Annotated in this window: 17 protein-coding genes; 9 read left to right on the forward strand and 8 right to left on the reverse strand. The window is 54.5% G+C overall.

Features of this window, described 5'->3' with window-relative positions; genetic code table 11:
- The 3 genes from PJE062_RS17250 to PJE062_RS17260 form a co-directional block, all read left to right on the forward strand.
- A partial coding sequence (locus tag PJE062_RS17250) for an ABC transporter permease subunit (protein WP_037037494.1) occupies positions 1 to 281 on the forward strand: 281 nt, incomplete at its 5' end.
- Positions 282 to 1,391 carry an ABC transporter ATP-binding protein gene (locus PJE062_RS17255; protein ID WP_083793278.1) on the forward strand — a complete coding sequence of 370 codons (1,110 nt, stop codon included), beginning with the start codon at positions 282 to 284 and terminating at the stop codon, positions 1,389 to 1,391. It abuts the gene before it with no gap.
- Complete coding sequence (locus tag PJE062_RS17260; protein ID WP_008551143.1) at positions 1,391 to 3,418, forward strand: alpha-amylase family protein; 2,028 nt, start codon at positions 1,391 to 1,393, stop codon at positions 3,416 to 3,418. Before PJE062_RS17255 ends, PJE062_RS17260 begins: the two co-directional genes overlap by 1 nt.
- A 63-nt stretch (positions 3,419 to 3,481) precedes the next feature.
- On the opposite strand, the gene PJE062_RS17265 is transcribed toward PJE062_RS17260, so the two are convergent.
- The 7 genes from PJE062_RS17265 to PJE062_RS17295 form a co-directional block, all read right to left on the reverse strand.
- Entirely contained in the window at positions 3,482 to 3,919 is a 438-nt protein-coding gene (locus tag PJE062_RS17265) for a glyoxalase superfamily protein (protein ID WP_008550954.1), read from the reverse strand.
- Positions 3,920 to 4,111: 192 nt separating this feature from the next.
- Positions 4,112 to 5,263, reverse strand: coding sequence for a DSD1 family PLP-dependent enzyme (locus tag PJE062_RS17270; protein WP_008551059.1), 1,152 nt, complete (start codon positions 5,261 to 5,263; stop codon positions 4,112 to 4,114).
- A 90-nt stretch (positions 5,264 to 5,353) separates the two neighbouring features.
- Positions 5,354 to 7,753 carry a transketolase gene (locus PJE062_RS17275; protein WP_008550936.1) on the reverse strand — a complete coding sequence of 800 codons (2,400 nt, stop codon included), beginning with the start codon at positions 7,751 to 7,753 and terminating at the stop codon, positions 5,354 to 5,356.
- A gap of 193 nt (positions 7,754 to 7,946) precedes the next feature.
- Complete coding sequence (locus PJE062_RS17280; protein WP_008551003.1) at positions 7,947 to 9,002, reverse strand: AbrB family transcriptional regulator; 1,056 nt, start codon at positions 9,000 to 9,002, stop codon at positions 7,947 to 7,949.
- Positions 9,003 to 9,029: 27 nt separating this feature from the next.
- Positions 9,030 to 10,547: a tripartite tricarboxylate transporter permease gene (locus PJE062_RS17285; RefSeq protein ID WP_008551196.1), complete on the reverse strand. Its 1,518-nt coding sequence runs from the start codon at positions 10,545 to 10,547 to the stop codon at positions 9,030 to 9,032.
- 9 nt (positions 10,548 to 10,556) lie between these two features.
- Positions 10,557 to 11,042, reverse strand: coding sequence for a tripartite tricarboxylate transporter TctB family protein (locus tag PJE062_RS17290; RefSeq protein ID WP_008551181.1), 486 nt, complete (start codon positions 11,040 to 11,042; stop codon positions 10,557 to 10,559).
- Between the two features lie 66 nt (positions 11,043 to 11,108).
- Complete coding sequence (locus PJE062_RS17295; protein ID WP_037037500.1) at positions 11,109 to 12,092, reverse strand: tripartite tricarboxylate transporter substrate binding protein; 984 nt, start codon at positions 12,090 to 12,092, stop codon at positions 11,109 to 11,111.
- Between the two features lie 108 nt (positions 12,093 to 12,200).
- On the opposite strand from PJE062_RS17295, the gene PJE062_RS17300 reads away from it, so the two are divergent.
- The 6 genes from PJE062_RS17300 (at position 12,201) to PJE062_RS17325 (ending at position 18,279) form a co-directional block, all read left to right on the forward strand.
- Positions 12,201 to 12,866 (forward strand): response regulator transcription factor, encoded by a 666-nt coding sequence (locus PJE062_RS17300; RefSeq protein WP_008551070.1) that lies wholly within the window; start codon positions 12,201 to 12,203, stop codon positions 12,864 to 12,866.
- The gene (locus PJE062_RS17305; protein ID WP_008550927.1) at positions 12,863 to 14,248 is read left to right on the forward strand and encodes a sensor histidine kinase; all 1,386 of its coding nucleotides are present in this window, start codon (positions 12,863 to 12,865) and stop codon (positions 14,246 to 14,248) included. The genes PJE062_RS17300 and PJE062_RS17305 overlap by 4 nt, the downstream gene beginning before the upstream one ends.
- Positions 14,218 to 15,255, forward strand: a complete 1,038-nt coding sequence (locus PJE062_RS17310; RefSeq protein WP_008550804.1) for an ABC transporter substrate-binding protein — start codon at positions 14,218 to 14,220, stop codon at positions 15,253 to 15,255. The genes PJE062_RS17305 and PJE062_RS17310 overlap by 31 nt, the downstream gene beginning before the upstream one ends.
- A gap of 80 nt (positions 15,256 to 15,335) precedes the next feature.
- A complete protein-coding gene (locus PJE062_RS17315) occupies positions 15,336 to 15,809 on the forward strand; it encodes a GNAT family N-acetyltransferase (protein ID WP_008550993.1) in 474 nt (157 codons plus the stop codon).
- Between the two features lie 156 nt (positions 15,810 to 15,965).
- A complete protein-coding gene (locus PJE062_RS17320; protein ID WP_008551130.1) occupies positions 15,966 to 17,198 on the forward strand; it encodes an MFS transporter in 1,233 nt (410 codons plus the stop codon).
- A 304-nt stretch (positions 17,199 to 17,502) separates the two neighbouring features.
- Positions 17,503 to 18,279: a cyclase family protein gene (locus PJE062_RS17325; protein WP_247643132.1), complete on the forward strand. Its 777-nt coding sequence runs from the start codon at positions 17,503 to 17,505 to the stop codon at positions 18,277 to 18,279.
- A 44-nt stretch (positions 18,280 to 18,323) separates the two neighbouring features.
- On the opposite strand, the gene PJE062_RS17330 is transcribed toward PJE062_RS17325, so the two are convergent.
- Positions 18,324 to 19,541: an MBL fold metallo-hydrolase gene (locus PJE062_RS17330; protein WP_008550840.1), complete on the reverse strand. Its 1,218-nt coding sequence runs from the start codon at positions 19,539 to 19,541 to the stop codon at positions 18,324 to 18,326.
- Between the last annotated feature and the right edge of the window lie 308 nt (positions 19,542 to 19,849).

Below are 19,849 nucleotides of genomic sequence, written 5' to 3' on the forward strand. Positions count from 1 at the left end.
CGGTGTTTTTCATCGTGTTGCCGCTCTCAAAACCAGCACTGCTCAGCGCTGCGATCTTTCAGGTGGTGTTTGTCTGGAACGAGTTTCTCATCGCCCTTTTGATCCTCACCTCCAAAGAGGTGAAGACACTGCCGTTGGGGCTGACATCCTTTCAGGGCCAGTACTCCAGCGATTGGGGTGCGATCATGGCTGCGGTGCTGCTTTCCGCCTTGCCCATCGTTGCGCTGTATCTGGCCATGCAAAAGCATTTTGTTCGTTCTCTTACAGGCATGGGAAAATAAATGACGACGCTAACTATTTCTAATCTCTGTAAGAGTTTCGGCGATGTGGACGTGCTGCATGACATCAATCTGGCCGTTCAAAGTGGTGAGTTTGTCGTGCTCGTCGGCCCAAGCGGCTGCGGAAAATCGACTCTCCTGAGGCTGATTGCCGGCCTTGAAGACATCATTGATGGCACCATCCAGATTGGTGAGCGTGTCATCAATGATGTCGAGGCCGACAAGCGCGGCATCGCTATGGTGTTCCAATCCTATGCGCTCTACCCGCATATGAGCGTTGAGCAAAACATCGGCTTCTGTTTACGCGTGGCCCGGCAACCTTCCTCATTGATCAAACAGAAAGTGCAGGACGTTGCACAGACTTTGCAGATTGAGCAACTGTTGAAACGCAAGCCGGGAGAGCTTTCCGGCGGGCAGCGTCAACGCGTTGCCATTGGCCGCGCCATTGTTCGCGATCCGGATGTGTTCCTGTTCGACGAACCGCTCTCCAATCTGGATGCCGAGCTACGGGTGCAGATGCGCTTGGAGCTGATGAAGCTGCATAACAGGCTCAAGGCCACTATGATCTACGTAACCCACGATCAGGTGGAAGCGCTGACCATGGCCGACAAGATTGTCGTGATGCGTGATGGGGTGATTGAGCAGGTGGGTACACCCATCGAGCTCTTCAACAACCCGTGCAACAAGTTCGTCGCTGGCTTCATCGGCACGCCCAAGATGAACTTCCTACATGGCCACATCACGGCCGTTTCCGAGCAAAGCTTGCATCTGGAACTGGGCGATGGTGTCGGGCTTGAGATACCAAACCGTTGGCGGGGGCACGACGCAGTTGCGCGTGGGCGGAAGGTCTGTGTGGGCATCCGGCCCAACGAGGTGGTGGAAGGGGAGCGCGGCCTTTCCACGCTGTGCGGCACCATCAGCGTTGTTGAGCAACTGGGCCGCGAGACGCTCTCGCACATGGTGTTGCCCAACAAGCAATACATCTCCGTTTTGGAGAACGGGCAGCACTTTCATGAGGCAGGGACGCCATGGACTGTCTCCCTAAAACCCGAAGCTATTTACCTGTTTGACGAGCACGAGCAAACCATCGCGCTCACCAAGGAATTTGCATAATGACGAGAAGAACGCTGAATGATCCGCTGTTGCTGCGGCAGGTGCATCTGGATTTTCATACTGGCCCGCAAGTCCCTGACATCGGGTTGCATTTTGATGAAGACGAGTTTGGCGATACCTTGGTGAAGGCGGGCGTGCAATCCATCACTCTCTTCGCCAAATGCCATCACGGTTACTCCTACCATCCGACCAAGGTCGGCAAACCACACCCAAACCTGAAAACCAATCTGCTACGTCGGCAGATAGATGCCTGCAAAGCCCGCGGCATCGCAACACCCATTTATCTGAGCTGCGCATGGGATGAGTTGGCCTGCCATGAACACCCGGAATGGCGCGTGGTGGACGAACACGGCAAATGGATCACCACCGGCGGGATTGACCATCTGCAGGGGCCGAGTTGGGGTATTCTGGATTTCGGAACCAGCTATCTGGATTACCTTTGCGCCCAGATAGAAGAGGTCGCTCGATTGTTTCCGGAAAACGACGGAATCTTTCTCGACATCTGCCATCAGTATGTGAGCCTCAGCTCACAAAGCATGGATGCATTAAAGGCCAAAGGGTTGGATTGGCAGAACACCGAACATCTCGTGCAGCATGCGGCAGATATGCGCGATGAGTTTTTGCGCAGAACCACGGCTGCTGCACGTTGTGTTCACGCAGACTTGCCAGTCTTTCACAACCACGGCCATGTGACCCGCGGCGACAGACGTATCCTTGGCTTCGACAGTCATCTGGAAATCGAGAGTCTGCCAACAGGCGGCTGGGGCTATGAGCACTTTCCCGTCTCCGCTCGCTATGCCGAAACCATCGGTGCCAAGTATCTGGGCATGACGGGTAAGTTCCACACCTTCTGGGGCGAATTTGGAACCTACAAACCCGGCGATGCTCTGGAGCAGGAAAGCGCTATGATGCTGGCGTTTGGTGCAGGCAGCTCAGTGGGGGATCAGTTGCATCCCTCAGGCATTATTGACCAAACCACGTATGAGCGGATCGGGCAGGCTTTCAAGCTGATCAAGGATCGGGAGACGTATCACTCTGGCAGTGAGGGCCTTGCCGAGATCGGTGTCCTGTCTGCTGAAGCCATCAACGATCCTTACACCATCCGCACCTGGCCCAAACACGTGCCGGGAGACGAAGGCGTTGTGCGCTTGCTGCTGGAATGTCAGATGCAGTTTGATGTTCTAGACAGGAGCTGCGATTTCGGCACCTATAAACTCCTGATCCTGCCTGATGAGGTGCAGGTGGATGCTGATCTCAAGGCCAAGTTGGACACTTATCTGGCAGGTGGCGGCAAACTGTTGCTTTCCGGCAAAAGTGGCCTTGGCGAAGATGGGTTCCTGTTTGATATCGGTGCAGAGTATTGCGGGACTAGCCCGTTTGACGTGGACTACGCTCTTCTATCGGCACCAGAGTTCGGCAATGCACCTAAAACACCGGTGTGTCTTTATGAAGGGTCACAACGGATCAGGGTAACCGATGGCATGTCTCTTGGAGATGTTTATGAGCCGTACTTTGCCCGATCCATCAAACACTTCTGCGGACACCAGCACACACCGAACAGACGTGAAAAGTCAGGCTATGCGGTCGGCGTCTGCAAAGGCCCGATCACCTATCTCGCGCATTCGGTCTTTTCTATCTACATGCAGAAGGGGCCTGTGGTTTTGCTGGAGGCCCTGCGCAATCTCATTGGCTCTTTGCTGGAGGAGCCAATGGTCACCACCACCCATGAGCCTATGCCCGGTCTCAGGGTGATCCTGCGCCACCAGCCGGAGAACAAGCGCTATTTGCTGCATACCTTGTTCTCAACTCCACGGCTGCGTGGCCAAAACAAGAGCACCAACATTGAAGTCATTCAGGAGAAAGTCCGGCTGCGCGACATCTCGCTGGATCTCAAGCTTCCCCGACCAATCACAGGTGCCGAGAGTGTGGATGCTGGCGAAGTAACGCTCAGCACAGTGGGCGATATCCAGCGCCTCCTGATTGGCGAACTCAACGGACATGCTGTCGTTCCATTGAGTTACGCCTAACGGGATGATTGCATCCTCTTTTAAACCGGGAGGCCTCAGGTCTCCCGGTCTTTTTATGAAAAGCTAAAGCCCGGTGAGCACCATGTGAGGTTCACCATCAGAGGTCCTCTCGCTGGTCACTCCATCTGCATTCAACGTGCAGGTCACGCGGTGACGGAAGGAGGAAAAACTGTCAAAACTCACCACATCCACCGCTTCGTCAAACTGCAAAGTCAAACGCACCCGGCAAGCTGCTACTGAACTCTGCACGCCAAGAACCTCCGCATCAAACCGCTGACCAAGGTACTTGCCCTGCACTCGGTCTCCAGGGCGCAGATACAGCACGGGCGGACGGTTGCCGACAGCGGCGTAAAGGGTGTTCCAATCCCGATAGCCATACTGATGGGCGATAAGTTCCAATGTCTGGGAATGCGAAATGGTTTCGCCGCGTTTTTCCAGCGCAGCACGCAATTGCTTTGCCTGCGCTTTTAACGCAGAAAGGGAAGGAAGAGATCCATTCATGTCATAGCCTCAAACTATGCGGGATCAATTTGATGGGGCTCGCATTGCCACCAACCCGCTTGTTTAGGCTGATGTCGTCTCTCTTGTTTCAGGCTTCACCATGAGCAACGGCTCTGCGAGCGGCAGGGGCCTGAACCCTTGCCGCGCAACCTACAGAGGAAGCCGGAAACTGTCAAACACTGAGGTGAGGGCCTAATAGAACTTGCCGCGCGCAGTTACATGCCAGAGTGTTTCCACCACACCGCCACGCACGCCAACATACCAGTCGTGCAGGTTACAGGTCGGGTCACAATGCCCAGGTACCAGCTTGATCTTGTCGTTGATTTTCAAAGTGTTCTGCGGATCTTTGAGAACACCGTGTTCATCTGAATAATCAAGGCTCTGCAGATCAGGTCGCTCAAACACCTCAGGCGGGCCTGAGTCGATGCTGTGCGCCTTCAGTCCCGCATCACAAACGGCCTGCCCATCAATGTCGGTGGACATGATTGAGGTTAGCAGAAAGAGCGCATGTTCAAAGGCGGGCAGATACTGACCATCTTTATCTTTCACGCGGCGATAATCCGCATCCATGAACAAATAAGACCCACATTGCAGCTCGTTGAACACACCTGAAGCAGCCTCAAACGGGTAAGAGCCAGTGCCGCCACCGCCAACGATATCGCAATGGATCTCTTTGCTTTCCAGCAGATCAACCGCATCCTTGGTGATCGTGATCGCAGTATCCAACAGAGCCTTGCGATCCGCATACTCATAGGCATGCTGAGCCGCCCCCTGATAGGACTGGATACCAGCAAAATGCAGGTTGGGAGCATTAATGATCTCGGTCGCCAACTCCAGCACCGCTGCGCTGTCTGCCACACCACAGCGACTGCCGCCGCAGTCCAGCTCCACTAGAACTTCAAGTTCCGTACCATGCTTCACGGCAGCCTCAGAAAGGGCCGCGATGTTTGGCAGGTTATCCGTGCAGACGAGAATACGTGCACCCAGTTTTGGCAATTGAGCCAGACGGTCAATCTTGTAAGGATCGCAAACTTCGTTGGACACCATGATGTCCGTGATGCCTGCTCTTGCCAGCGCTTCGGCCTCGCTCACCTTCTGGCAGCACACACCGCAGGCATGACCTTGCTCCATCTGCAGTTTCGCAATCTCAGCAGATTTGTGCATCTTGCAGTGAGCCCGATGGCGAACCCCGTATCTGGCGATCTCATCGCGCATCTTAAAGAGATTATGGTCGAAGGCATCCAGATCCACGATCAGCGCAGGCGTTTGCACGTCCTCTATTTTCATCCCAGGCAAAGCGGGGATGTCATAGCCAAGCGTGTACTGGGAGAAATCTGAGGTCACGGCGAAATCCTTGCAGCAGGCAGCGTTCATTGAGCGCAATGATCAAAACAGCAGAAGCAATGCACCACACATCGCTTCTGCCATGCAAGCCTAACTTGCCTTGATGTAGCGAATCTTGCCGCCTGTCGAAATCGTTTCAGCCGCACGCAAAATCGACTGGGTGTCGATGCCGTAATGCGCATAAAGATCAGCAATCGTGCCCGTCTGTCCAAAGTGCTCCACACCAAGCGTGCGGATACTGTTGCCTTTGACGGCCCCCAACCAAGCAAGCGTTGCTGGGTGGCCATCCAGAACAGTGATCAGCGAGCAGTTATCCGGCACATCATCAAACAAGCGTTCAATATGACTACGCGCATGCAACGCACCGCGATCTCGCGCGCGCTGAGCAGCTGTCCAGCCAGCATTGAGACGATCGGCAGACGTGATGGCAAGCAGCCCAACATCACGGCGATCCTCTGCCATCAGGCCAACAGCGTTGATCGCTTCAGGCGCAACGGCACCGGTATACGCAATCACGATCTCCGCATTCGGACCCGGCTTACGCAGCCAATAGGCACCATCGACAATATCCTGCTCTTCTTCCGGTGTGAAAGTACGCAGCGGTTGTTCCAGCGGACGAGTGGAAAGACGCAGATAGATGGAGCCACCAGTCTGATCCCGCAGCCAAGTGCGTTCATCCGGATCGCCTTCACCATCACGCTGCATATAGTCAAACCCAAAGCGCATAATGGTGGCGAGCTCATCCACAAAGGCAGGTTCAAACGCAGCGAGGCCATCCTGAGCCATCCCGATCAGCGGTGTGCTGATGGATTGGTGCGCCCCACCTTCCGGCGCCAGCGTCACACCGGACGGTGTCGCCACCAGCATAAAGCGGGCGTCCTGATAGCAGGCGTAGTTGAGCTGATCAGCTGCACGCAGAATAAACGGATCGTAGACCGTACCAATCGGCAACAAGCGCTGACCATTAATGCTGTGAGACAGCCCCAATGCGGAAAGCAGCAGGAACAGATTGGACTCTGCAATGCCCAGCTCAATGTGCTGTCCTTGCGGAGAGAACGCCCATTTGAACGTAGAAGGGATCCGTTCTGCTTTAAACGTATCCGCCAGCTCTTCCTTGGCAAACAAACCCCGCTGGTTCACCCAGGGGCCAAGGTTGGTGGAAACGGTTACATCCGGTGCTGTGGTGACGATATGCTTTGCCAGCTCGTCATTCTGCTTGGAGATTTCATGCAGGATCTGCCCAAAACCCATCTGGGTCGAGAGCATTTTTTCAGCGGCATTTGGAGCAGGTAACTGCGGAGGAACTGGCACAGTTTTCGCGGAATACCGGCGGCTGCCTTTGGAGAAGAAGGGCGCTTCAGCAACAAACTTTTCCAAGTCCTGCGGGTCTGAAGCACTCTCCCACTTGTCCCACTCATGCCCTTCGCGAATACCTTCCAGTTTGCGGTACTCTTCTATCTGCTTGGACGTCATCAACCCTGCATGGTTGTCTTTGTGTCCAGCAAGAGGAAGACCAAAGCCTTTAACCGTGTAGCATAGGAAAAGAACAGGCCGGTCATGCTTGCCTGCCTTCTCAAAGGCTTCGATCAAGGAGGGCAGGTCATGACCACCCAGATTGCACATTAGTTTTGAAAGCTCTTCATCACTGCGGCGCTCGATCAGTTCAGTAACTTCACCCTGATCTCCCAGATCATCCAGCAGACGCTTACGCCACGCCGCACCACCCTGATAGGCGAGGGCGCAGTAAAGCTGGTTAGGGCACAGATCGATCCAATCACGCAGTTTGTTGCCACCCGGCTCTTTAAACGCCTCTTCCTGCAAACTGCCATACTTGAGAGTCACCACGTCCCAACCAAAGTTGCGGAAGATGCTTTCGAACTTCTCCCAAAGCCCCTCACGGATCACCGCATCCAAAGACTGGCGATTGTAATCCACGATCCACCAGCAGTTGCGCAGACCGTGCTTCCAGCCTTCCAGCAATGCCTCATAGATGTTGCCTTCATCCATCTCCGCATCGCCGACCAGAGAGATCATGCGACCTTCCGGTGCTTTGTTGAGACCGCCATGGGCCTTCACATAGTCCTGCACCAGTGAGGAAAACAGCGTCTGCGCAACACCAAGACCAACGGAGCCGGTTGAGAAGTCAACGTCATCAACGTCCTTGGTGCGTGATGGGTAAGACTGTGCGCCATGAAATCCGCGGAAGTTCTGCAGCTTTTCCAGACTCTGGTTCCCGGCCAGATACTGGATAGCATGAAAAATCGGTCCAGCATGGGGCTTAACCGCCACCCGATCCTGTGGGCGCAGGCTATGGAAATAGAGCGCAGTCATGATGGTGCTGATGGAGGCGCAGGAGGCCTGATGGCCACCAACTTTCACGTCACCAACATCAGCCCCACGCAGATGGTTGGCATTGTGAATGGTCCAGGAGGCAAGCCATCGCACACGGCTTTCCAGTGTTCCCAAAGTTTCCAGTGAAGCTGCGCTCATTAAACTCCCCGTCGGTTTCATTGGAATAATTATTATTCCGCGAGGCTATCAGGTTGCCCTGAGAATTAATGTCTTGAGCCGATTGATATACCTTCATGAATAAGGGAAATTTTTGAGCTTCGGTCCAATTTGAGGAAAATACTTCCGCCTAACCTATTCGGAATGCATTTTTCAGCTCAACCCCTACGTAGATTCACGCCTGATCATTGAGTGGGTTGGAGGACTTAGAGTGCCTCAGCAACAGCGGCACAAGGAAGGTCAGGAGTAGGAGGCGGAAGACGTGGTGGGCAGCGACGAAGGTGGGGTCTAGTCCGCTCTGTACCGCGATTGCTGCCATGGCTTCTACGCCGCCGGGAGCAAAGGCCACAAACAGCAGGCTCGGGTTCAGACCTACCAGAGGCATGGCTAGTAGGACACCGAGGATAGCCATGCCGACGGTAATGATTGTCACTGCAATGCCTGCACAAATGGCTTTAGCGAAAAGCTCTGGGCTAATGCCTTTGAAGCGGGTGCCGATCAAAGCTCCCATAACCAGAAATGAGCTGAGGGTGGCCCAGTCCGGCATCTTGCCCGGTGTGAACTCCGTCAGGTGCCCAAGCGAGGACACGAGCATTCCTCCGAGCAGGTAGGCCGCAGGCAGTTTCATCTTCAGGAAGATGGTTCCTACAACAGCAGCACCCAGCAGAAGATAAACTGCAGAGAGTGGGGTGATGTTTTGTGCAGGAAGGAAAGAGGCGCCAGTTTCTTCAAAAAGCAGAGTGATGAAGAGAGGCACGCAGATGGTGAGGAAGAGCACCCGCGTGCTTTGGGCAAGGCCGATACGCGTCACATCCGCCTTGGCATCTGCTGCCATGCTGAGGATGTAGCTTAGGTGGCCCGGAGACGAAGCCAATGAAGCATTGTAGGCGTCAAAACCGAAGAAGCGCACCAGAACCATTCGGCTAAGAAGCATGCTCAGGATAAGGCTGATACCGAGAGCGAGGAAGCTGGCAGGCCATGTTACGGCGGCATCAATGACAGCTGGTGTGACCCCAGAACCAATGCCTGTGCCGAGCACGATAAAGCACAGTGTCCGCAACCAAAGTGGAACGGTGACCGGCGCACCGAGCAGACCTCCAATGGAAACAGCCAGTGCAGAACCGGTGAGGGGGGCAGCGGGAAAACCGAGGAGAGAAAAAAGACCTGCTCCAGCGCCTGCAATCGCAAGCGTTATGGAAAGGTTGAAAAGGTCTTTTCTCTCAAATGTCAAAATCTCAGTTTCCCAGCTGCTGTGTCATCAGTCGCTTTCTGCGGCCTGCAGTTCTTGTTTGCGCACTCGGCGCGCGCGGATGGTTGGCAGCACGACCAGGATAACTGCCAGAGCCAGCAGGCCCATGGTCATCGGGCGTTCCAGAATAAAGCCAATGCCATCGTAAAGCTGCATAGAGCGGGAGAAGTTATCTTCCAGCATGCTGCCCAGAATAAAGCCGATCAGCAGCGGAGCCAGCGGATAATTAGCAAAGCGCAGAAGCGTTGCGCACACCCCAAAGCCCACGAGCATCAGCAGTTCTGTCGCGTTGTTCTGCCCAATATATGCTCCCATCAGGGTGAAGAACAGAATGAACGGAATGAGAAAATTGCGAGGAACAGCCAGCACCTTAGCGATGTAAGGGATCAGCGGCAGGTTCAGGATCAGCAGGATCACATTGCCCACATACATGGAGATGATCACGGACCAGAAGATCTCTGGTTGATCTACCATCAGGCGCGGCCCGGGCGATACGTTCAGTGCGATGAGAGCACCGAGCAGGATTGCAGTGGTTCCTGAACCCGGGATGCCGAGGGTGAGCAGGGGAACGAAGGAACCGGTACACGCTGCATTATTGGCGGACTCGGGAGCAGCGAGACCTTTAACGGAGCCTTTGCCGAACTCAGCTTGTTCTTCTTTCGGAGCGATATTGCGCTCCACCGCATAACCGAGGAAAGAAGCGATGGTCGCGCCAGCGCCGGGCAGAACGCCGATCAGAAAGCCCTGAATGGACTGCCGCCCAATCACTGGGGTGATCTTCTTTGCTTCTTCCTTGGTGATGCGCAGGTCTTTGATGTCACCACCATTGCCACCGGAGTTGGAACGGGAAGGGTCCAGCACGAGGAACAGTGCTTCTGGCAAAGCAAACATGGCCATTGCCAATGTGATGAAGCCGAAGCCGGATTGAAGATCCAGAATGCCCATGGTGAAGCGTGGCTGATTGAACAGCGCGCCTTCGCCAACGGTTGCCATCATCAGACCAACCAGAGTCATCAGCAGTGCTTTTGCCACCTGTCCGCTGCCAGCAAAGGCGGCAATCGCAGAAAGGCCCACCACCATGAGTGCGAAGTACTCAGCGGAGTGGAAGAGCAGGGCGACAGAGGCCAGAGCCGGAGCAAAGATCATCAACAAGATTGCGCCGATGCTGCCACCTGCGAAGGATGCGATGGCCGCCACAGTCAGCGCTTTGCCAGCCTTGCCCTGACGGGCTAGTGGATAGCCATCGAAGCTTGTCGCGACGGTAGAGGCAACACCCGGTGCGTTGATAAGGATGGAGGAGGTGGACCCACCGAAGATTGCGCCGTAGTAGACACCTGCGAGCAGGATCAGTGCAGCTGAAGGGTCTCCGATGGAGATCGCCACCGGGATCATGATGGCGATGATGGACATGGGGCCGAGGCCGGGCAGCATACCGATGAACGTGCCGATCAGGCAGCCGCCAATTACCATCAGAAGATTAGAGAATGAGAAAGCCGTCGAGAGGCCAATCCAGATACCGTCTAACATTGTGGCCTCCTAGTTGAGAAATGTCGGCAGCGGGCTGAGATAGATACCCAGCGTTTGCTGAACCAGATACCAGACGCCCCCCGCAGCGACTGCGGCGACTGGTACAAGGATCATGAAGCGTCGCTCGCCCAAGAGGGCTGCGCCAATCACGATGAAGAGCAGGGTGGAGAGCAGGAAGCCCGCAGGGCGCAGCAGCAAGGCGTAGGCCACCATCAAAGCCAGCAGAAAAACCGCCTGTCCGATATTGTAGTCCCACAGTCGGCTGAAATCGATCTCGTCAGCTTCGCTCTCAGCAGGCTTTTTCTCAAAGCCGAGCAGAATGGCAAGGCTGGTGATTGCGGCCAATACTGCAATGACTTTTGGAAACGTGCTTGGCCAGATCGGGTTAAACCGCATGAAAGGCGGCAGGCCTGCGTCCATCATAAAGAACGCTGTGTATCCGTAGCTGAGGCTCACTGCCAGAATGACAAGTGCAATCCATCGGTCCAGTGCCATCATCCCCTCCCGTTGGCGTGGCAAGTGGATGCGCCCAAAAGAGCGCATCCCATTATTTTAATTGTTTTAGAGGAAGCCCAGCTTCTTCATGAGATCGCCGATGGCCTTTTCCTGTCCTTCAAGGAAAGCCTGGAAGTCTTCGCCGGAGTTATGGATGTTCACCCAGCCATTACGTGCACGCACTTCTTCCCACTCTGGGGTGGCGTACATCTTGGCAATTGCTTCCTGATAAGCGGTCAGCTGTGCTTCTGGTAGGCCCGGAGCGGCGAAGAAACCACGCCAGTTAACGAAGGTGGCGTCGATGCCCTGTTCCTTCATGGTTGGAGCATCGCCATAGGCTGCAACACGCTCATCTGCAGTCACACCAATGATCTTCACTTCACCTGCTTTTGCCAGTTCAACTGCCTCAGAGAAGCCTGTTGAAAGCGCGGCAATCTCACCGGAAAGAAGAGCTGCCATTGCTTTGCCGCCGGCATCGTACGGGATGTACTTCACAGCAGTTGCGTCTTCACCGGCTGCTTCCATCACCATGGCTGCAACGAGGTGGTCCATGCCGCCCGGAACGGAGCCCCCGCCGATAGCAGTGCCGCGCTTGTCAGCTTTGTAGGCTGCCAGCAGATCACCCATGGAGTTGATGGAGCTGTCTTTGCCAACCACGATAGCTGCGTAGTCACCGATTGTGCCGGAAACCAGCGTCAGATCACGGAAGTTATGCGGGAAAACGCCAGTCAGAGAACGAATCACGATTGGCGTGGAGTTCACCATCAGCGTGCCATGCTGGCTGGCTGCGTTCTCGATCAGGTAACCGATGGCCTTACCGCCACCACCGCCGGACATGTTCTCGTAGGATGCGTTGCCGACGAGACCGGATTTGGTCAGCGCTTCACCTGTGCCGCGTGCGGTGCCATCCCAGCCGCCGCCAGCACCACCTGGAATGAGGAAGTGGATGCTTTCAACCACTGGCTCTGCAATTGAAGCTGCAGGTAGTGAGAAAGTCGCCGCGGCCATAGCCGCTGCCGCAACCAAGCGGCACGCCCGAATAAAACTCATTTTGTCCTCCCATTTGACAGGGGCAGCATTTGTCGCCCATGACTTACGTGAAAACACGGAAACCTGACACAAACCTGTCACCTCCTTGATTTTTTGGGGAAGCTAAAGATGAGATTTCTTCTCGTTGAAGATAACGCCAAACTGGCCACCTCCATCGTCGAATGCTTGACGCTGGACGGCCATGTAGTTGATCACGCTGCTGAAATTTCGACTGCTGAGGACTTTATCTCAACGGCAGATTACGACATGATCCTGCTCGATATTATGCTTCCCGACGGCGATGGACGAGATTTTCTAAATGAACATCGGGGGCGTCAGGATGATACTCCGGTCATTGTTCTGACCGCGCGTTCGGAGGTTTCTGACAGGGTAGGTGTGCTTGATCTTGGGGCGGATGACTACATCACCAAACCCTTTGATTTCTCAGAATTAGAAGCCCGCTGCCGGGCTGTGATGCGTCGTAAATCCGGCGGCGTGACCAACGCAAAACGATTCGGTGATCTGGTGTTCGATTCCTTAGCCGGAACACTGAAAATCGGCAGCAAGACAGTGAGCCTTCGCAACAAAGAGCTGCGTCTTTTGGAGATTTTTTTCAGCGCTCCAGACGTTATTTTCTCAAAAACCAAGCTTGTAGACAGATTATTTTCATATGACGAGGACGTCTCTGAGAATGCAATCGAGGTCTATGTGGCCCGTCTGCGCAGGCATATATCTTCCTCCTCCGTGCAGATCATCACTGTGCGCGGTCTGGGTTATCGGTTGAGCCTGACATGACGTTAGAGGCCAACATCTCCGGCTCCATCCGCCGCCGTTTGACCCTGCAGCTGCTTGGCATCGCCGCTGTGCTTGCGGCTCTGCTGTTTGTCATGGTGATGACTTACGCCAAGCAGGTGGCAGAAGAGTCTCAGGATAACATCCTGTCCGCCTCAGCCACCTCCATTCTGGATAGCGCTGCCATTCAGAGCGGGGAGGTCACCGTCGATATTCCATACTCAGCGCTTTCCATGCTGGGGAACGTGAGCGATGACCGCGTGTTCTACCGCGTTGTAGCTGATGGAAAGTACCTGACTGGATATGAGAGCTTACCCGATGCCTACACGGCAAAAGGGCGGGAGAACCACCGCTTCATCACCTCCCATTATCTGGGCGAGAGCATCCGCATGGTGTCGGCCACCCGCCGGCTTTCCAATGCATCCGGACCTGTTGAGGTGACCGTTTCTGTTGCTCAAACCTTGAAGCGGCAACGCGAAACATTGGAGCGCATCTCCACCAACGCTGCGTACCTCGGCTTTGGCTTCTTCATCGCCGCAGCGGTGTTGGGGGTATTGACCGCGCAGTCCGCTGTCCGGCCTGTACAGACACTGGCAAATTCCGTTTCCAGAAGAGGCCCGCGAGACCTGCGTGCCGTGCAAGCCCCTGTGCCGGGAGAGATGGCCCCACTGGTGGTCGCGCTCAATCGCTTCATGGCTCGCCTGAAGAAGTCGCTGACGCGATCCGAAGAGTTCATCGCCGAGGCTGCCCACCGCATTCGCACGCCACTGGCAGTGCTGCGCACACAAGCTGAAATAGCCCTGCGCCGCGTAGAACGTCCTGAAAACAGAGCCGCGTTGAAAGAGATGATCCGCGCTATTGATGAAAGCTCGCGCGCGGCTGGCCAGTTGCTTGATCACGCCATGGTCTCCTTCCGCACAGACCATCTGGAAGTGAAGGAAATCAATCTGCTGGAGTTGGCCGATGAAACGTTGGAACGCTTACGGCCACTGGCAGAAATGCAAGACAAAACGCTCAGCCTGCATGGGAGTGAACCGCCCTTCATCAAGGGCGATGCAATCCTCATTCAAAATGCTCTGAGCAACATTCTCGACAACGCCATCAAGTACGCCCCGCAAGGGGAGGACGTGAAGATAACCGTCACTCATGAAGAAAAATGGGTGGTGCTCTCGGTCTATGATCAAGGCCCGGGCTTTGCACCGGAAGACATCGAGAAGCTCACAGAACGATTCTCACGCGGCAAAAACGCTGAGGACACAGTGGGCTCTGGTCTGGGACTTACTATTGCCGAAGAAGTGACACAGGCTCACGGCGGACACCTGAAACTTTCAAACAGAACAAATGTCAGAGGCGCATGCGTATCCTTCTATTTCCCTCAGTCCTGATTGTGTTGTTGGTGTCGCTGGTTTCAGCCCGCGCCTATGAGATTGAGCAGCACAAGGTCTTCCCAGCCTCACAAGAGGCGCAGACCCTGCGCATCATCTCCAACTCCGACATAGATATCTTCGCCCCGATGGTGGAAGCCTTCCAGCGCAAGTATCCGCACGTTTCTATTGATTACACCGTGGTCAGCAGCACGGAGTTGATGAAAGCGCTCTATGAGGAGCGACAGGTGTTCGACGTGGCTATCTCCTCGGCGATGGACCTGCAGGTGAAACTGGCCAATGACGGTTTCACAAAGCCGCACAGCTCATCAGTTGCCGGCTTGATGCCAGACTGGGCCCGCTGGCGTGACCACGTGTTTGCCTTCACGCAGGAACCAGCCTCCGTGGTTTACTCCAAGTCGGCTTTTGAAGGGCTGGAGATCCCAACCTCACGGCAGAACCTCATCTCAACCCTGCGCAACAATCCAGACCGCTTCCTCGACAAAGTCGGCACCTACGACATTCGCCAGAGTGGGCTTGGCTTTCTGTTCGCCACGCAGGATGCACGCACCTCAGACACGTTCTGGCGCCTCAATGAAGTGATGGGTAGCCTCAATGCCAAGCTTTATTGCTGCTCTGCGGATATGATCTCAGACATCACAACAGGCGATCTGGCCGTAGCCTACAACGTGCTCGGCTCCTACGCCTCAGCGCGGGCAGCGAAAGACCCGGATGTTGGCATTCTGGAGCTGGAAGATTTCACCACTCTTATGTTGCGTTCTGCTATCATTCCGGCAGGAGCAGAACAGCCGGAGATTGCTGGCGATTTCATTGATCACCTGATCACCGCAAGCTGGAGCGAGGAGGGCGCAGACTACTACCCTTACCCAAAGCTCAATCACAGCGAGGTGGCACCAAACCTGTCCTTACGCGCCATTCGTTTGGGGCCGGGCCTGCTGGTTTATCAGGATAACCTCAAGCGGCAGCACTTCCTTCAGGAATGGCAAAACGCGATCATTCAGCAGTGATAGGAGATGAACCATTTTCTCTTTTCAGCAGACTGAGTTTGTGGCATGACACGCCTCCCAAATTCAGATGAGTGAAGTCCATGAGTGTTATGATCCGCCCGCTAGAAATCACCGATGCCCCACACTGCGCGCAGATCTATTATGATGCGATCATGATCGGCGCGAAGGACTACTACACAACGGAACAGCTCAACGCATGGGCAGGTCCTCAACCCAACCCGGAAGGCTGGACCAAGAATCTGGATGGAATGACAGGTTTTGTGGCTATCAAAGAAGATGCCGTCATCGGTTTCATGACCATCGATATGGAAGGCTACATCAAGTTTGCATTTGTTAGCCCGTTTGAGAGCCGCAATGGGGTTGCTACAGCCATCTACAACGCTCTGCTGAACTGGGCAATTGAGCGCAACATCTCGGCTCTGTCATCAGACATCAGCCTTGCCGCCAAGCCCTTCTTCCTTCGGCAGGACTGGCAAGTGGTCCGCCAACAAGCTCCGGTGTGCAGAGGCATTACACTGACAAACTTCCACATGACCAAAGCGCTGACCGCTTAGTCCGATCCATTCAATCGGCTTGTCACTATTGTCATTCGGGCTTAGCCTTGACCCCCAAGCCCATTTGCTCACTATGGATACGCTTAACCTGCGGCTTACTCATCCAGCAGTCTACATATAACTTATTGATTTCATATATTCTCTTCAGAGGCCACATTGTCAGACGCCACTTTAAAAGCCAGATGGGGGCAGATCAGCCTACTGTTTTCAGCAAACTTTCTGTCGCTTCTTGGCAATGGTTTGTCTGCAATTGCTATCCCATGGTTCGTGTATGATTTGACGGGCAATGCCGTTATCACTGCAACAGTCGCCATTGCGGGGCAATTGCCCAACATCATCGTTGGCCTCTTCAGCGGACCGTTGATTGACCGCTACTCCGCCAGAACTATTAGCATCTTCTGTGATGGTGTAAACGCTGTCGCAGTGCTGCTTATCCCGCTGCTTTATGCCCTCGAGATGCTGGACGTGGCCTTGCTTGGCTTCCTCGTCTTTCTGTCTCAGGTGATTGACGTTCCGGGGCAGACCTCCAAAGCCGTCATGATCCCGGCTTTGATCGACAAAGAAGGCTTGCCACGCGAACGGGTCAACGGGCTCAACTCACTGCTGGAGACCGGCGCTGATCTTCTGACACCATCACTAGCGGGTATCCTTATCGCTGCTTTCGGTGCAACCACCGTGCTACTTCTGGATTCCCTTAGCTTTCTGATGGCCTTGATGATCGTCTCCATGGGTATCAAAGCCAACCATGTCAGCGCTCCGCCCCAATCAGAGCCACAGCCAACAAAGGAAGCTTGGAAGTGGATGTTCACAACGCCCAGCATTTTGAAACTGGGCGTCTATGATCTGATCATCAACACCGTCGCTGTTTCCTTGCTGTCACTGGTCCTGCCAGTGCTGGCAAACGCGAACGATAAACAAGCCATCTGGCTGGGCATCTGGCTCACCTGTTTTGCCTGCGGAACCACACTCACAACCATCGCCTACACGGTTTTGGGCCACCGCATCTCATCTCTCCGCCTTTTGCAGCTCACGCCAATCGGCCAGGCCATTGGCCTTGGCCTCTTGCTTTGGGTGTTCGCTGACATGGCCAACACGAACCTCACCTCAACGACTGGCATCATCGCCGCACTGGGAATGTTCCTCTACGGCCTAAACCTCGGTGTCGGAAGCGTGGTCGACGCAACCGTGCTCCAGAAACTCGTCCCTGAAGCTAAACGCGGCACCGTCTTCTCCACCTTCTCCTCCCTCCGCTACACCGGCGTCCCCCTAGGCCTCCTCCTCAGCGGCATCCTTCTGGAACAAAACAACCCAATAACGCTATTCGGCACATTCATAGGCTTGCTACTGGTGAATGCAGTGATTTGGGTTTGGGGCAGATTGGAAGTGTGAGGAAGGTGGGTCTTAAAGCAGATACCTACAAGTTCCATAATATATATTCTGCCCCTTACATTCAGAAGCTCATGTGGCACAAGCTCCAGAAGATCAAACTTCATTATCTCTAAAAGTCTCACTCTCCTCACTAATGTGATCGCGAGAGTGAACATCATCAACGTAAACTCATAAGTTCACCCTCAACCCTCCTTAACACTTCTCCCCTAGGCTTCAGCAACAAATCAAAAGCCCATAGGGGAAGAGAGTGTGTGATGCGTGTGTGATGGAGGTGGTGAAGGGGCGGTTGTCGCGGAGGGGGTTTTTGAGTGGAGCTGTGGCTTCTGCGGCAGGGGGAGCGGTGTTGAGTGCGTCCGCGCTTTCTGCGACAGCGAATGTGTTGCCTGAGAATGTTTCATTTTCCAATGTGATTGATCTGACACAGACGCTGACGCCGGACTTTCCCACATTTGAGGGCGGGCCTGCTTTTGAGGAGAGTTACGAATACACCTTTGCAAAAGATGGCTTGAACCTGAAGACCTTGCACTATCACGAGCATGTAGGCACGCACTTTGATGCGCCGATCCATTTCAGCAAGGATGGGCAATCTATTGATGAGATCCCTATTGAAAAGTTCGTCTGCCCTCTGGCGGTGATTGATGTGCGGGATCAGGCGGCGAACAATGCTGACTACCGTGTTATGCCAGAAGATATTCGGGCTTATGAACAGCAACATGGACGCATTCCGGACAGATCCTGCGTGGCAATGCTTTCTGGATGGCCACAATATGTGGGAACGGAGAAGTATCGGGGGGAAGACAGCAAAGGTGTGCTGCATTTCCCTGGGTTTCATGAGGAAACAGCTAAATTTCTGATCAATGAGCGCAGCGTTTATGGGCTTGGGGTAGACACCCTCTCCATAGATTATGGACCGACGAAGGACTTTCCCGTGCACTACCTGTGGCTTGGGTCCGGACGGTATGGCATTGAGAACCTCACCAATCTGGATCAGGTGCCCTTGGCAGGCGCGACGATCATTGCTGGAGCGCCGAAATTTAAAGGCGGGACCGGCGGTCCAGGGCGGGTTCTAGCCGTTTACTGATGCAAAAAAGGAGAGTGGCCTTCGCCTACTCTCCTTCTGAGTTGTCAGTTTGACGGACGGGAGGCCACTTGAGGTTCACCGCTGTTCATCTCTTTGGCGCGTTTGACGATTTCTTCAACACGCGTTGCCCAGATTGGGCGCTCTTCTGCGGTCTTCCATGGCACCTGAGGCCACCAGGCTGTGGTGGAAACCACCTGCCCCGGCTCAACAGAACCACCCGGCAGCGGCACTGCCAGATCAACACCATATTTTTCAGCGGCAACCATTACCCGCTCAACAGGTTCTGTCCAGTTGTGGGAGGACAGGTCAAACAGGCCCCAGTGAACCGGCAACATGGTTTTACCCTTCACCAGTTTGTGGGCCAGAACAGCTTGTTCCGGGCCGAGGTGCGTATCCTTCCAAAGGGGGTTATAGGCACCAGTCTCAATCACCGTCAGATCAAACGGGCCGAGGCGTTCACCAATCTCCTCAAAGCGATCATGCATGCCGGTGTCACCGGAGTAGAACACGGCGTGCTCAGGACCATTGAAGGCCCAGCCTGCCCAGAGCGTTGCGTTAACATCGCTGAAGGTGACAGAGCGGCCAGAGCGGTGGCGGGAGGGTGTGGCGGTCACGGTGGTCTCTTCCACCTTTGCGGACTGCCACCAGTCCAGCTCAGTAATGTCAGCGCTCGCGACGCCCCAGTATTCCAGATGAGACCCTACTCCAAGCGGAACAATCCATTTCACCTGCTTTTGCGCCAACTTTTGGACGGTTACCATGTCCAGATGGTCGTAGTGATCGTGAGAGATCACCACCGCATCAATCTCAGGCAGGTCTTCCAGTGCAATCAGCGGATCATAGAAGCGCTCTACCCCTGCCCATGGCAGTGGAGAGGCGCGCTTGCTCCAGACCGGGTCGATCAGGATACGTGTCTCTTCCAGCTCCACCAGAAGAGTGGAGTGGCCGAACCAAGTCACGCGGGCACCGGACTCAGGTGGTGTGTTCAGACGGTCGCCGATGGTTTCGGTCGGAACAGGTTGCTGCGGACGGTTGTGATCGGTCGGCTCTAAAATGAACTGACGGAAAATCTCACTCAGTGGGCCGCGGACCATAGGAAGCTTGTTTGCAAAGCTGCCATCGGCCCATTGGTCAGACTGGGCCAGTTGTGCCTTGTGTTCCTCATCTGGCTTCTGCCCCATATTGGTGTAGGCACTGGCGTAAATCGCGCCAACTCCAATCACCACAACGCCCAGCACTCCACCGGCAATTTTCTTAATCATTCTCTTTTTGCAATCTCTTACAGCCGAGCTTTTGGCGCTTTGCCAGCTCTTGTTGCCCTTCTCTCGCTGCTTAAACTAGGAAGCACATAGTGTACATACCAGACGCATTTTGTAAATTTTGCACCTTGCCCTGCAAAACTGTGATGTCCATCACAAAATGCAGGTGCTGCAAGATGCGTTGATCACTCTAATACTCTTAGTAAAAATTCGCAGCAAAACATCGTGCGTGGCTCAAGTCGCGGTTAACTGAACTGCTCATTTGACGGTATCTCCCTTAAGAATGCTCAGTATTTTGGCCTTATAGATGA

Origin of the sequence: Pseudovibrio sp. JE062 (genome assembly GCF_000156235.1) — a bacterium.
Lineage (GTDB): Bacteria > Pseudomonadota > Alphaproteobacteria > Rhizobiales > Stappiaceae > Pseudovibrio.

Bases quoted from the DNA above. Each gene is read 5' to 3' on its own strand.
- PJE062_RS17260 (WP_008551143.1), top strand. From the start codon at position 1,391: ATGACGAGAAGAACGCTGAATGATCCGCTGTTGCTGCGGCAGGTGCAT.
- PJE062_RS17330 (WP_008550840.1), bottom strand. From the start codon at position 19,541: ATGATTAAGAAAATTGCCGGTGGAGTGCTGGGCGTTGTGGTGATTGGA.
- PJE062_RS17255 (WP_083793278.1), top strand. From the start codon at position 282: ATGACGACGCTAACTATTTCTAATCTCTGTAAGAGTTTCGGCGATGTG.
- PJE062_RS17265 (WP_008550954.1), bottom strand. From the start codon at position 3,919: ATGAATGGATCTCTTCCTTCCCTTTCTGCGTTAAAAGCGCAGGCAAAG.
- PJE062_RS17295 (WP_037037500.1), bottom strand. From the start codon at position 12,092: ATGAGTTTTATTCGGGCGTGCCGCTTGGTTGCGGCAGCGGCTATGGCC.
- PJE062_RS17290 (WP_008551181.1), bottom strand. From the start codon at position 11,042: ATGGCACTGGACCGATGGATTGCACTTGTCATTCTGGCAGTGAGCCTC.
- PJE062_RS17275 (WP_008550936.1), bottom strand. From the start codon at position 7,753: ATGAGCGCAGCTTCACTGGAAACTTTGGGAACACTGGAAAGCCGTGTG.
- PJE062_RS17300 (WP_008551070.1), top strand. From the start codon at position 12,201: ATGAGATTTCTTCTCGTTGAAGATAACGCCAAACTGGCCACCTCCATC.
- PJE062_RS17305 (WP_008550927.1), top strand. From the start codon at position 12,863: ATGACGTTAGAGGCCAACATCTCCGGCTCCATCCGCCGCCGTTTGACC.
- PJE062_RS17285 (WP_008551196.1), bottom strand. From the start codon at position 10,547: ATGTTAGACGGTATCTGGATTGGCCTCTCGACGGCTTTCTCATTCTCT.
- PJE062_RS17310 (WP_008550804.1), top strand. From the start codon at position 14,218: ATGCGTATCCTTCTATTTCCCTCAGTCCTGATTGTGTTGTTGGTGTCG.
- PJE062_RS17315 (WP_008550993.1), top strand. From the start codon at position 15,336: ATGAGTGTTATGATCCGCCCGCTAGAAATCACCGATGCCCCACACTGC.